Genomic DNA, 12496 nt, shown 5'->3' with positions numbered 1-12496 from the left:
CTTTAAGATGGCCCCGCTGCCAGCCAGCTGACTGCTAGATTACAACTTTGTCAGGTTGCGCCCCTGCCCTGGCGCCCACGGTATAAAGCCCATCGTGACCCGCTGCCAAGAGCTGCCCATGAAACTGCTGATCGTTGAAGACCAACCGAAAACCGGCCACTACCTGCGCCAGGGCCTGACCGAGGCGGGCTTTACCACCGAATTGGTCGCCGACGGCACCAGCGGGCAACACCTGGCGCTGACCGGTGATTACGACCTGTTGATCCTTGATGTGATGCTGCCGGGCCGTGACGGCTGGCAAATCCTGCAGGCCGTGCGCAGTGCCGGCCTGGACCTCCCGGTGCTGTTCCTCACCGCCCGCGATGCGGTGGAAGACCGCGTGCACGGCCTGGAACTGGGCGCCGACGATTACCTGGTCAAACCCTTCGCCTTTTCCGAACTGCTGGCCCGGGTGCGCAGCCTGTTGCGCCGTGGCAGCAGCACACCGCAGGACACCGCGCTGCAACTGGCTGACCTGCGCCTGGACCTGATCCGCCGCCGCGTCGAACGGGACGGCCAGCGCATCGACCTCACCGCCAAGGAATTCTCGCTGCTGGAGCTGTTGCTGCGCCGCCAGGGCGAAGTGCTGCCCAAGTCGCTGATCGCCTCTCAAGTGTGGGACATGAATTTCGACAGCGACACCAACATCATCGAAGTGGCGATCCGCCGATTGCGCCTGAAAGTCGATGACCACTTCCCCAACAAGCTGATCCACACCGTGCGCGGCATGGGCTATGTGTTGGAGGAACGGTGCAATTGATCAAGCGCCTGTCCCTGGCCAGCCGCCTGGCGCTGCTGTTTGCGGCGTGCACGGCGGTGGTCTCGTTGATCGCCGGCGTGCTCTTCAACCAGGCCAGTGAGGCGCACTTTGTCGAACTCGACCAACAGTTGCTCGACGGCAAACTGGTGGCGCTGCGCAGCACGTTGCAGGGTGTGGATACGCCACAGTTGTTCGCCCAGCGCGAAGCGCAATTGCGCACTGAACTCAACCGGCAACCCGACCTGGCGTTGCGCATTACGGCCGCCGGCCAGCGCTGGTATGACGGCGCACCGGGCGTCGCACTGCCCGCAGCGCCAGGCCTGCACAGCCTGCAAAACGACGGCACCGACTACCGCGTGTACAACGTGCCGTTGCTGCCAAACCAGCCGGGCTCGCCGCAACTGAGCCTGATGCTCGACATCACCCATCACCAGCACTTCCTGCAACGCATGCAGCATCTGATCTGGCTGACCGTCGGCCTCTCGGCGCTGGCCACCGCGCTGCTCGGCGCCTGGGCGGCACGCAGTGGCTTGCGGCCGTTGCGGCGCATGAGTGAAGTGGCCGCCGGGGTGTCGGCGCATTCCTTGACCCAACGCCTGCCCCAGCAGCAAATGCCCGTGGAACTCGCCGAACTGGCCCAGGCCTTCAACGCGATGCTGGGCCGCCTCGACGATTCGTTCCAGCGCCTCTCGGCCTTCTCCGCCGACATCGCCCACGAACTGCGCACGCCCCTGTCGAACTTGCTGACCCACACCCAGGTCATCCTCACTCAGCCGCGCCCGCTGGAGGATTACCGCGAAACGCTGCACAGCAACCTGGAAGAACTGCAATGGATGGCGCAGTTGGTAAATGACATGTTGTACCTGGCCAAGGCCGATCACGGGCTGCTCATGCCCAAGCGCGAAGCCTTGGTGCTGGAAGCTGAAGTGGAGGCGCTGCTGGAGTTCTTCGCCTTGTTGGCCGAGGACGCCCACGTGAGCCTGGTGCGCGAGGGCGCCGCGCACACGGCGGGTGATCGCGGCATGTTGCGCCGGGCGTTGTCGAATTTGCTCGATAACGCGCTCAGGTTTACCCCGGCCGGTGGCGAGGTGCGGGTGCGGATAGTTGAACGCAAACAGGGCGTGACGCTGACAGTGGAGAACACCGGCGAAGGCATTCCAGCGGCGCTGTTACCGAGGTTGTTTGATCGGTTCTACCGTGCGGACCCGGCGCGCCGTGAAGGCAGCAGCGAGCATGCGGGGCTGGGGTTGGCGATTACCCAGTCGATTGTGCGGGCGCATGGCGGGAGGATGTACTGTGAGTCCGGGGCGGGGTGGACCAGATTTGTGATTGAGTTGCCAACAGCAGATTGATGCAAGCTGTACCGGCCCTATCGCGGGCAAGCCCGGCTCCCACATTTTGATGTGTGACTACATTCAAATGTGGGAGCTGGCTTGCCTGCGATAGCGGTCTCAGACTTTACGAATACCTGAGCGCATGCGCCGGCTCAATCTTCGCCGCCCGATACGCCGGGTACAGCGTCGCCAAGAAGCTCAACACAAACCCCGCCGAGCAAATCAGCAGCACATCGCCGCCCTGCAGTTCCGAAGGCAGGTTGCTGACGAAGTACACGTCCGAACTGAAGATATGCTGGCCGCTCACGCGCTCCAGCCAACCCACCAACTCACTCACGTTCAACGCCGCAATCACCCCCAGCACGCCGCCGATCAAGGTACCGACGATGCCGATCACCGTGCCCTGCACCATGAAGATCGCCATGATCTGCCGTGGCGTGGCGCCGATGGTGCGCAGAATCGCGATGTCGGCGCCTTTGTCGTTCACCACCATGATCAGCGTGGCAATGATGTTGAACGCGGCGACGGCGACGATCATCAGCAACAGCAGGCCGATCATGGTCTTTTCCATCTTCATCGCGCTGAACAGGCTGCCCTGGGTGTGGGTCCAGTCATCCGGCTTGTAGGCCGCGCCCAGGCTGGCGGCGATGTCCGCCGAAACCTTGGGCGCTGCGTACAGGTCCTTCACCGCCAGGCGCACGCTTTGCACCTGGTTCGGCTGCCAGTGCTGGATCTCGGCGGCGTCGGCCATGTTGATCAAGGCCATGGAGCCATCCAGCTCGGCGCCGACCTTGAAGATACCGACCACGTTCAAACGTTGCATACGCGGGGTGATACCACCCGGTGCCGTGCTGATTTCCGGGACGATCAGGGTGAGCTTGTCGCCCACGTTCAGGCGGAAGCGCCGTGCGGTGATGTCGCCGATGACCACGCCGAACTCGCCGGCTTTCAGGTCTTCCAGCTTGCCGCGCACAATGTGCTGGGCCACGATCGAGACCTTGCCTTCCTGGGCTGGGTCGACGCCGCTGATCTCGATCGGCTGCATCGCGCCTTTGTAGGAGAACATGCCGTCCATCTGCGTGAAAGGCACCGCTGCGGTGACTTCCGGGTTCTTCATCGCCGCAGCGGCCACCGGCTGCCAATCATCAATTGGGTTCACACCGACGATGGTGGCGTGCGGCACCATGCCGAGAATGCGTGTGCTCATTTCGCGCTGGAAGCCGTTCATCACCGACAACACCACGATCATCGCGAGCACGCCCAGGGCGAGGCCGATCATCGAGGTCATCGAGATAAACGAAACAAAACGGTTGCGGCGCTTGGCGCGGGTATAGCGCGTGCCGATGAAAATCGATAACGGTCTGAACATTCGCGGGCACCGTTGAAAAAATGAAAAAGCCCAGCGCCAGGCGCCGGGCTTGAAACGGGTCAGATGGCGACCAGATGACCTTCCTGCAGGTGCAACACGCGGTCCATCTGGCGGGCCATGCTCATGTCATGGGTCACCACCAGGAACGCGGTGCGCATCTGGGTGCTCAGTTCCAGCATCAAATCCTTGATGCCCTGGGCGGTGTGGGAGTCGAGGTTGCCGGTCGGCTCGTCGAGCATCACCAGGCCTGGGTTGTTCACCAGCGCGCGGGCAATCGCCACGCGCTGGCGCTCACCGCCGGACAGCTCGGCCGGCTTGTGCTCCAGGCGATGGCCGAGGCCGACGCGCTCCAGCAACGCCTTGGCGCGCTGGCGGGCTTCCGGGATCGCGGTCTTGCCGATCAGCAGCGGCATGCACACGTTTTCCAGGGCAGTGAATTCCGGCAGCAAATGGTGGAACTGGTAGACAAAACCCAACGAACGGTTGCGCAGTTGACCGCGCGCCTTCTCACCGAGGGCCGACAATTCTTCGCCGGCCAGCCATACACTGCCCTGGGACGGTGTATCCAGGCCGCCCAACAGGTTGAGCAAGGTACTTTTGCCCGAACCGGAACTGCCGACGATCGCCACGCGCTCGCCCGGGTGCAGTTCCAGCTGCAGGTTGGACAACACCACCACCGATTCCGGACCTTCCTCGTAGGATTTGCCCAGGTTGCGGCAGCTCAAAATCGCTTTTTCACTCATGCCCGATTCACTCATAACGTAAGGCCTGTGCTGGCTGGGTACGTGCCGCGCGCCAGGCTGGATACAGGGTGGCAAGGAAACTCAATACCAACGCGGCGCCGCCCACCATCAACACGTCCTGGGCCTGAACCTGGGACGGCAAGTAGTCGATGAAGTAGACGTCAGCGTTGAGAAACTTGTGGCCGATGACTTTTTCCAGCGCGGCGATGGCGGCGCTGACGTTCAGCGCGGCCAAAATGCCGACGGCGGTGCCGATCAAGGTGCCGACCACGCCGATCACGGTGCCCTGCACCATGAAAATCGCCATGATCTGCCCCGGCGTGGCGCCAAGGGTACGCAGGATGGCGATATCGCCCTTCTTGTCGTTCACCACCATCACCAGGGTGGAGATGATGTTGAACGCGGCCACGGCGACGATCAGCAGCAACAACAGGCCGATCATGGCTTTTTCCATGCGGATGGCCTGGTACAGGTTGCCGTGGGTACGGGTCCAGTCGCGGGCGTAGTACTTGGATTCACCCAGGTGCTGGGCGATTTCCCAGGCGCCGCGCGGTGCGTCGAACAGGTCGTTGAACTTGAGGCGCAGGCCCTGCACCTGGTCCGGCTGCCAGCGATGCAGGCGTGCCAGGTCGGTGAGGTTGGTCAGGCCGAGGTAGCCGTCGATCTCGCCGGCGCCGACGTGGAAGGTGCCGACCACGGTAAAGCGCTTCATGCGCGGGAACATGCCCGCCGGGGTCACGGTGACTTCCGGCGCGACAAAGGTCAGCTTGTCGCCGATGCCCACGCCGAGCTTGGCCGCGGCCTTATCGCCGATCACGATGCCGAAGCTGCCGGGGGCCAGGTCGTCGAGTTTGCCCTGCAACATGAACTTGTCGATGATCGACACGTTTCGTTCCTGGGCCGGGTCGATGCCATTGAGCAGGATTTTCTGCACCTTGCCGTCGTTGGTCAGCAGCCCCTGCATCTGGGTGAATGGCGCAACGGCCACCACCTTGGGGTTCTGCTTGACCTTGTCGGCCAGGCTTGGCCAGTCGCTGATGGGTTCATCGGACTCGATGGTCGCGTGGGGCACCATGCCCAGCACGCGGGTGCGCATCTCATGGTCGAAGCCGTTCATCACCGACAGCACCACGATCATCACGACCACGCCCAAGGCGAGCCCGATCATCGAGGTGAGGGAAATGAACGACACAAAATGATTGCGGCGCTTTGCACGGGTATAACGCGTGCCAATAAATACGAAGAGAGGTCTGAACATGTCGGGGCTTGTTCGGAGGAAAAGAAGACGTCCCGGTGGCGGGGTCAGGTAAGCAGCTTTACACTCAGACCATTACCGCTACTTTGGGTTCGCCATGTCGACATTAGATGAAGAAGAACGCCGCGAATACTACCGTATCGACGACATGATCGCACTTCAAATCAGCACACTGTCTGCCCCGGAAGCGGCGAGCAAGGAAGTGTTGCTGGATGATTCTCCGCTGTTCAACCTGCTCAGCGAACTGCACCTCAGCGAATTCGAAGCCCAGCACCTGTTGCGCCAGATCAACGAGAAAGATCGCAGCCTGGCAGCCTTCCTCAAAGTCCAGAACAAACGCGTGGATCTGCTCAGCCAGATCATGGCCCGCGGCCTCCTCGATGAGGTGGGCGCGCCGCAGCCGGTGGTCATTTCCGAGGGCGGCATTGACTTCAAGCACCCCACTCCCCTGGCACTCGGTGCTCACCTGGCCGTCAAGCTGGTGCTGATGCCCCAGGCGCTCGGCTTGCTGCTGCGCGCCCGCGTCACCCATTGCGACCCCGAGGGGGACGCATTTGACGTGGGCACTGAGTTCGAATCCATGACCGACGCCCAGCGCCAACTGCTGGCGCGCTACATTCTGCAGAAACAAGCCCAGGAACGACGCCTGGCACGGGAACAGAGCGACGCCCAAGACACCTGAATTCGTATTCACCCCGCCAGACAACCTGGCGCAAAGGAGCAACTGTGACCCTGATTTACGGCCACCGCGGTGCCAAAGGCGAAGCACCGGAAAACACCCTGACCAGCTTCCAGGAGTGCCTCAAGCACGGTGTACGCCGCTGCGAACTGGATTTGCACCTGTCCATGGACGGTGAGCTGATGGTGATCCACGACCCGACCCTCAAGCGCACGGCCGACCGGCGCGGCAAAGTCGTCGAGTATTCGGCAGCCGACCTTGTGAAGATCGACGCGCGCAAAGGCGGCCCAGGCTGGGTCAGCCCGTGCCCGATCCCGCGCCTGGAAGAACTGTTCGAAAAGTGCGACTTCGATCACTGGCAACTGGAAGTCAAAAGCGCCTCACGCACCCGCGCCGCGACCACGGTGCTGGCCATTCGCGAGATGGCCGTGCGTTTCGGCCTGATGGACAAGGTCACGGTGACCTCAAGCTCGCGGGAAGTGCTCAAAGCCGCCGTCGAACTCACCCCGGACCTGTCACGCGGGCTGGTCGCCGAATACGCCTGGCTCGACCCGTTGAAGGTCGCGCAAAACTACGGCTGTGAGTTTCTGGCGTTGAACTGGACGTTGTGCACCCCCGAGCGGCTGGAAAAAGCCCAGCGCCAGGGTTTGCATGTGTCCGTGTGGACCGTCAACGAACCTGCGCTGATGCGCAGGCTCGCCGACTTCGGCGTAGATAGCCTGATTACAGACTTTCCCGGTTTGGCCACTGCCACCCTCGAGAATTACTGAAATCGGTCTCCCCGGCCGGCTCAGGCCACCGGCCGGAGCCGCTCAAAAAAGCCGGTTGAGGCCGTCGTAGGCCGCTACCCGATAGGCTTCGGCCATGGTCGGGTAGTTGAACGTGGTGTTCACAAAGTACTTGAGGGTATTTTGCTCACCCGGCTGGCTCATGATCGCCTGACCGATGTGCACGATCTCCGAAGCCTGATAGCCGAAGCAATGCACGCCGAGGACTTCCAGGGTTTCGCGGTGGAACAGGATCTTCAGCATGCCTTGTGGCTCACCGGCGATCTGCGCACGCGCCATGCTCTTGAAGAACGCCTTGCCCACTTCGTAAGGCACCTTGGCCTTGGTCAGTTCGTGTTCGTTCTTGCCGATCGAGCTGATCTCGGGAATCGTGTAGATCCCGGTCGGCACGTCGTTCACATAACGCCAGCTGCCGTTGTCGACAATGCTGCCGGCCGCCGAACGGCCCTGGTCATGCGCGGCACTGGCCAGGCTTGGCCAGCCGATCACGTCACCGGCGCCATAGATGTTGGTCACGCAGGTGCGGTAGTTCTCGTCCACTTCGATCTGGCCACGGCTGTTGACCTTGACCCCGATGTTTTCCATGCCCAGCTTGTCGGTATTGCCGGTACGGCCGTTGCACCACAGCAAGGCGTCGGCCTTGATCTTCTTGCCGGACTTGAGGTGCAGGATCACACCGTTGTCCAGGCCTTCGACCCGCTCGTACTCTTCGTTGTGGCGCACGGTGATGTTGTTGTTGCTGAAGTGGTAGCTCAACGCCTGGGAAATTTCCGAGTCGAGGAAGCTCAGCAACTGATCACGGTTATCGACCAGCTCGACCAGCACCCCCAGGCCGCTGAAGATCGAGGCGTATTCACAGCCGATCACACCGGCGCCGTAGATGATCAGTTTGCGCGGGGTGTGGCCCAGGCTCAGGATGGTGTCGCTATCGTAGATACGCGGGTGGTGGAAATCGATATCGGCCGGGCGATACGGGCGCGAACCGGTGGCGATGATGATGTGCTTGGCCACCAGCTTCTCGACCACGCCATTGGCGCAGACCACTTCAACGGTCTGCTCATCGGCGAAACTGCCGGTGCCGAAGAACAGGTCGACACGGTTACGGGCGTAGTAGCCGGTGCGCGACGCGACTTGTTTGGAGATGACTTTCTCGGCGCTTTTCAACACGTCCGGGAACGAGAACCAACGCGGCTCACCAATGGCCCGGAACATCGGATTGGTGTTGAACTGCATGATCTGGCGCACCGAGTGACGCAAGGCCTTGGACGGGATGGTACCCAGGTGGGTGCAGTTACCGCCGACCTGGCGACGGCTATCGACCATCGCCACCTTGCGCCCAGCTTTGGCGGCGTTCATCGCCGCACCTTCTCCAGCCGGGCCGGAACCCAGTACCACCACGTCGTAGTTGTAGACAGCCATGCGTACTCCTCAGAACAGGCCAGGCGTACGGTTGGACGCCTGGCTAAATCATGCCGCGGCCAGCGGGCATGAAGGACAATTTGGCTCAAGTGTGTGAGCCGGGGCACAGTCTATATAAGGCTCAACGCCGCGAACATTAACCCTTGGTCGCGTCGTAGGCCAGTCTTGCCTTTACTACAGAACACGGAATTTGGAATTAGACTACTGACACTCACTTTCGCGGGACGAACCATTATGCGGTATGTCGTTTTCTGTTTAATGATGATTTTTTCGCTTGCAGTGCAGGCCAGTGAGGCGGATCGGCTCAAGCAAGCCGATTTCCCCAGGCAATCGCATGCGCTGGTCCTGAAAAACCAGGCAGTGCTGGTCTATCTGTGGGCCGATGTCTACGCGGCCGCGTTGTACGCCCCGGCCAACCTCGGCGCCAAACAGGCCCTCGACCAACAGCAGGACCTGCGCCTGGTGCTGTACTACTTTCGCGACATCGACCGCAACGATGTGATCAAGGCCGCCCTCACCACCCTCAAGCGCCAGCAAAGCAGCGCCACCCTCGCCCGCTTGAAGCCCGAACTGGATCAACTGCACGCCAGCTTTCGCAACATCCGCAGCGGTGATCGTTACGCCCTGGATTTTCGCCCTGGCCGTGGGTTGAACCTGGAGATCAACGAGCAGGTGGTGTTCAGCAGTCGCGATGATGAGCTGGCAAAAGCCTATCTGGGCATTTGGCTGGCACCGAAAGGCCTGTCGGACAGCCTGCGCAACAGCCTCCTCAACTGAACGCAACCCTCGAAAACAACGCAAAACCAATGTGGGAGCTGGCTTGCCTGCGATGGCGGTGGGTCGGCAACTCATTTGCTACCTGACACACCGCTATCGCAGGCAAGCCAGCTCCCACAGGGGTTTCCCACATTGACCTCTATTCGCCCTCGGCTCTTGCGGCAAATCGTCAGCTTGCTATCAGTTTTTATTGCCTGTAATGGCCAATACACATATTGTTACAAAACTACAGCAGGGACGAATGATGACCAGGGATCACTAATAAGACAGCCAAAATGAGTGCATGACATGTCCACCACCACGGGCAAAGGCAAAGCGATTTTTCGCGTTGTCAGCGGCAACTTCCTAGAGATGTTCGACTTCATGGTCTATGGCTTCTATGCCACAGCCATTGCCAAAACCTTCTTTCCCAGCGACAGCGCGTTTGCCTCGTTGATGCTGTCCCTGGCGACCTTCGGCGCCGGGTTCCTGATGCGGCCACTGGGCGCAATCTTCCTCGGTGCCTACATCGACCGCCACGGCCGCAAGAAAGGCCTGGTGATCACCTTGGCCTTGATGGCCGCCGGCACCATCCTCATCGCCTGCGTGCCCGGCTATGCCACCCTGGGTGTGGCCGCGCCGCTGATCGTGCTGTTCGGTCGACTGCTTCAGGGTTTCTCTGCCGGCGTCGAGCTGGGCGGTGTGTCGGTGTACCTGGCAGAAATCGCCACACCCGGCCGCAAGGGCTTTTTCGTCAGTTGGCAGTCCGCCAGCCAGCAAGCCGCTGTGGTGTTCGCCGGCTTGCTGGGTGTGGGCCTCAACCACTGGCTCAGCCCGGAAGAGATGGGTGATTGGGGCTGGCGCGTGCCGTTCCTGATCGGCTGCCTGATCGTGCCGGTGATTTTCGTGATTCGCCGCTCGCTGGAAGAAACCCCTGAGTTCCAGGCGCGTAAAAACCGCCCTACCCTGCAGGAAATCGTTCGTTCGATCGGTCAGAACTTTGGCATCGTCATCGCGGGTATGGCCCTGGTGGTAATGACCACCGTGTCGTTCTACCTGATCACCGCCTACACCCCGACCTTCGGCAAGGCCGAATTGCACCTCTCGGATTTCGATGCGCTGCTGGTGACGGTGTGCGTGGGCATTTCCAACTTCATCTGGCTGCCGGTGATGGGCGCGGTGTCGGACAAGATCGGGCGCAAACCGCTGCTGCTGGGTGCGACGATTCTGGCGATCCTCACGGCTTACCCGGCGCTGTCCTGGCTGGTGGCCAACCCGAGCTTCAACCACTTGCTGATTGTGTTGTTGTGGTTGTCGTTCCTGTACGGCTCGTACAACGGTGCGATGGTGGTGGCGCTGACCGAGATCATGCCGGTGGAAGTGCGTACCACCGGCTTCTCCCTGGCCTACAGCCTGGCGACCGCAACGTTCGGCGGGTTTACGCCGGCGGCCTGCACCTACCTGATCCATGTGCTGGATAACAAGGCGGCGCCGGGGATCTGGCTCAGTGGGGCGGCGGTGCTGGGGTTGATTGCGACGTTGATCCTGTTCAAGGGCAATCGGCATGAGCTGCGCACGGCGCAGGCCTCAGTGGTTGGCGGCGCCTGACAGACCGCTATCGCAGGCAAGCCAGCTCCCACATTTGACTGTGTTCACAAGTCGAAATGTGGGAGCTGGCTTGCCTGCGATGAGGCCCTGATATTCACCACAAAACCAACAGCCACAAAAAAGCCCCGAACCAGTCGGGGCTTTTTCATTGACCGCAAAGGCTTAGCGTGGGAACGCAGGCGGGTTAACCCCGGCCATGTCTTCCATCACACGAACCACCTGGCAGCTGTAGCCGAACTCGTTGTCGTACCAGACGTACAGTACAACGCGGTTGTCCTGGGTGATGGTCGCTTCAGCGTCCACCACACCGGCGTGGCGCGAGCCAACGAAGTCGGTGGAAACCACTTCCTGCGAATTAACGAAGTCGATCTGCTTATGCAGGTCGGAGTGCAGCGCCATGTAGCGCAGGTACTCGTTCATTTCTTCGCGGGTGGCGGCTTTCTCAAGGTTCAGGTTGAGAATGGCCATCGACACGTTTGGCGTCGGAACGCGGATCGCGTTACCGGTCAGCTTGCCGGCCAGCTCAGGCAGGGCCTTGGCAGCAGCGGTGGCAGCACCGGTCTCGGTGATCACCATGTTCAGCGCGGCGCTACGGCCACGGCGATCGCCTTTGTGGAAGTTGTCGATCAGGTTCTGGTCGTTGGTGTACGAGTGGACCGTTTCAACGTGACCGTTAACGATACCGAACTTGTCATTCACGGCCTTCAACACCGGCACGATGGCGTTGGTGGTGCAGGACGCAGCGGACACGATCTTGTCGTCGGCGGTGATTTCACCGTGGTTGATGCCGTGAACGATGTTCTTCAGCTTGCCTTTGCCAGGCGCCGTCAGCACCACGCGATCGATACCCGGGCAAGCCAGGTGCTGGCCCAGGCCTTCGGCGTCACGCCATACGCCGGTGTTGTCCACCAGCAGAGCGTCCTTGATGCCGTACTGGGTGTAATCCACCTCGGACGGGTTCTTCGCGTAGATGACCTGGATCAGGTTACCGTTGGCGGTGATGGTGTTGTTTTCTTCGTCGATGACGATGGTGCCGTTGAACGGACCGTGTACCGAGTCGCGACGCAGCAGGCTGGCGCGCTTGGTCAGGTCGTTCTCGGCGCCTTTACGCACCACGATGGCACGCAGGCGCAGGCCGTCGCCGCCACCGGTTTTTTCGATCAGGATGCGCGCCAGCAGGCGGCCGATACGGCCGAAGCCGTACAGCACGACGTCGGTGCCTTTGCGAGCAGTCGCGTTTTGCTGGCCAACCACATCGGCCATTTCTTCACGCACGAACTGCTCGGCGCTGCGGCCAGCACCTTCTTTGCGGAATTTGTAAGCCAACTTGCCCAGGTCTACCGAGGCCGCGCCGAGCTTGAGCTCGCTCATGGCTTTAAGCAGAGGGAATGTTTCGTGGACGGAGAGTTCGCTGTCGTCGGCAGAACGATGGCGAGCAAAGCGATGGGCTTTGAGAATCGCGATGACTGACTGGTTGATCAGGCTGCGGCCATAGATCGAGCTCACCACATTGTTATTGCGGTACAGCTGACCGATAAGCGGAATCATCGCTTCAGCGAGTGCTTCACGGTCGATCCATTCACCAAGACACTGGTCGGGCTTCTGAGTCACGGGAACCTTCCACATGTAGGGGCAGAAAAAAGGGGCTACATTATGCCGCCCGACCGGCCTCGGAGCAATGCGCGTCAGGCAACAAAAAGTGCTTGCGAAAAAATCACACCCCGCTGCAGCCCAGTAAATACGCGG

The 12496-nt window shown here is 61.1% G+C and carries 11 protein-coding genes; 6 read left to right on the top strand and 5 right to left on the bottom strand.

Annotated features, from left to right (window positions below; translation table 11 throughout):
* The first annotated feature begins 118 nt into the window (after positions 1 to 118).
* Positions 119 to 799 (top strand): heavy metal response regulator transcription factor, encoded by a 681-nt coding sequence (locus tag A7D21_RS21815; RefSeq protein WP_053255056.1) that lies wholly within the window; start codon positions 119 to 121, stop codon positions 797 to 799.
* Entirely contained in the window at positions 796 to 2151 is a 1356-nt protein-coding gene (locus A7D21_RS21810; protein WP_069552684.1) for a heavy metal sensor histidine kinase, read from the top strand. Before A7D21_RS21815 ends, A7D21_RS21810 begins: the two co-directional genes overlap by 4 nt.
* A gap of 106 nt (positions 2152 to 2257) precedes the next feature.
* Here the strand turns inward: A7D21_RS21810 and A7D21_RS21805 are convergent, their stop codons facing one another.
* Genes A7D21_RS21805 through A7D21_RS21795 form a run of 3 tightly spaced genes read right to left on the bottom strand, consistent with a single transcriptional unit; the run spans position 2258 to position 5503 of the window.
* The gene (locus tag A7D21_RS21805) at positions 2258 to 3502 is read right to left on the bottom strand and encodes a lipoprotein-releasing ABC transporter permease subunit (protein WP_053255055.1); all 1245 of its coding nucleotides are present in this window, start codon (positions 3500 to 3502) and stop codon (positions 2258 to 2260) included.
* Between the two features lie 59 nt (positions 3503 to 3561).
* Entirely contained in the window at positions 3562 to 4245 is a 684-nt protein-coding gene (gene lolD / locus A7D21_RS21800; protein WP_017477213.1) for a lipoprotein-releasing ABC transporter ATP-binding protein LolD, read from the bottom strand.
* Between the two features lie 7 nt (positions 4246 to 4252).
* Positions 4253 to 5503 carry a lipoprotein-releasing ABC transporter permease subunit gene (locus A7D21_RS21795; protein WP_053255053.1) on the bottom strand — a complete coding sequence of 417 codons (1251 nt, stop codon included), beginning with the start codon at positions 5501 to 5503 and terminating at the stop codon, positions 4253 to 4255.
* A 94-nt stretch (positions 5504 to 5597) separates the two neighbouring features.
* Between A7D21_RS21795 and A7D21_RS21790 the strand changes: the two genes are divergently transcribed.
* Positions 5598 to 6182 (top strand): PilZ domain-containing protein, encoded by a 585-nt coding sequence (locus A7D21_RS21790; protein WP_053255052.1) that lies wholly within the window; start codon positions 5598 to 5600, stop codon positions 6180 to 6182.
* Positions 6183 to 6226: 44 nt separating this feature from the next.
* A complete protein-coding gene (locus A7D21_RS21785) occupies positions 6227 to 6949 on the top strand; it encodes a glycerophosphodiester phosphodiesterase family protein (RefSeq protein ID WP_069552667.1) in 723 nt (240 codons plus the stop codon).
* Positions 6950 to 6991: 42 nt separating this feature from the next.
* Here the strand turns inward: A7D21_RS21785 and sthA are convergent, their stop codons facing one another.
* A complete protein-coding gene (gene sthA, locus A7D21_RS21780; protein ID WP_012722857.1) occupies positions 6992 to 8386 on the bottom strand; it encodes a Si-specific NAD(P)(+) transhydrogenase in 1395 nt (464 codons plus the stop codon).
* Positions 8387 to 8620: 234 nt separating this feature from the next.
* On the opposite strand from sthA, the gene A7D21_RS21775 reads away from it, so the two are divergent.
* Both A7D21_RS21775 and A7D21_RS21770 read left to right on the top strand, forming a co-directional pair.
* Entirely contained in the window at positions 8621 to 9163 is a 543-nt protein-coding gene (locus A7D21_RS21775; protein WP_069552666.1) for a chalcone isomerase family protein, read from the top strand.
* Between the two features lie 288 nt (positions 9164 to 9451).
* Positions 9452 to 10750, top strand: coding sequence for an MFS transporter (locus A7D21_RS21770; RefSeq protein ID WP_069552665.1), 1299 nt, complete (start codon positions 9452 to 9454; stop codon positions 10748 to 10750).
* Between the two features lie 162 nt (positions 10751 to 10912).
* Here A7D21_RS21770 and A7D21_RS21765 read toward each other — a convergent pair whose 3' ends face one another.
* Positions 10913 to 12376, bottom strand: a complete 1464-nt coding sequence (locus tag A7D21_RS21765; protein WP_053255048.1) for a glyceraldehyde-3-phosphate dehydrogenase — start codon at positions 12374 to 12376, stop codon at positions 10913 to 10915.
* Positions 12377 to 12496 lie beyond the last annotated feature (120 nt).

The sequence above is a fragment of the Pseudomonas sp. AP19 genome, from assembly GCF_001728855.1.
GTDB classification, from domain to species: Bacteria; Pseudomonadota; Gammaproteobacteria; order Pseudomonadales; family Pseudomonadaceae; genus Aquipseudomonas; species Aquipseudomonas fluorescens.
This window is presented reverse-complemented; position numbering and strand designations above follow the sequence as displayed.

Bases quoted from the DNA above. Each gene is read 5' to 3' on its own strand.
- A7D21_RS21765 (WP_053255048.1), bottom strand. From the start codon at position 12,376: ATGTGGAAGGTTCCCGTGACTCAGAAGCCCGACCAGTGTCTTGGTGAA.
- A7D21_RS21770 (WP_069552665.1), top strand. From the start codon at position 9,452: ATGTCCACCACCACGGGCAAAGGCAAAGCGATTTTTCGCGTTGTCAGC.
- A7D21_RS21775 (WP_069552666.1), top strand. From the start codon at position 8,621: ATGCGGTATGTCGTTTTCTGTTTAATGATGATTTTTTCGCTTGCAGTG.
- A7D21_RS21805 (WP_053255055.1), bottom strand. From the start codon at position 3,502: ATGTTCAGACCGTTATCGATTTTCATCGGCACGCGCTATACCCGCGCC.
- A7D21_RS21795 (WP_053255053.1), bottom strand. From the start codon at position 5,503: ATGTTCAGACCTCTCTTCGTATTTATTGGCACGCGTTATACCCGTGCA.
- lolD (WP_017477213.1), bottom strand. From the start codon at position 4,245: ATGAGTGAAAAAGCGATTTTGAGCTGCCGCAACCTGGGCAAATCCTAC.
- sthA (WP_012722857.1), bottom strand. From the start codon at position 8,386: ATGGCTGTCTACAACTACGACGTGGTGGTACTGGGTTCCGGCCCGGCT.
- A7D21_RS21790 (WP_053255052.1), top strand. From the start codon at position 5,598: ATGTCGACATTAGATGAAGAAGAACGCCGCGAATACTACCGTATCGAC.
- A7D21_RS21815 (WP_053255056.1), top strand. From the start codon at position 119: ATGAAACTGCTGATCGTTGAAGACCAACCGAAAACCGGCCACTACCTG.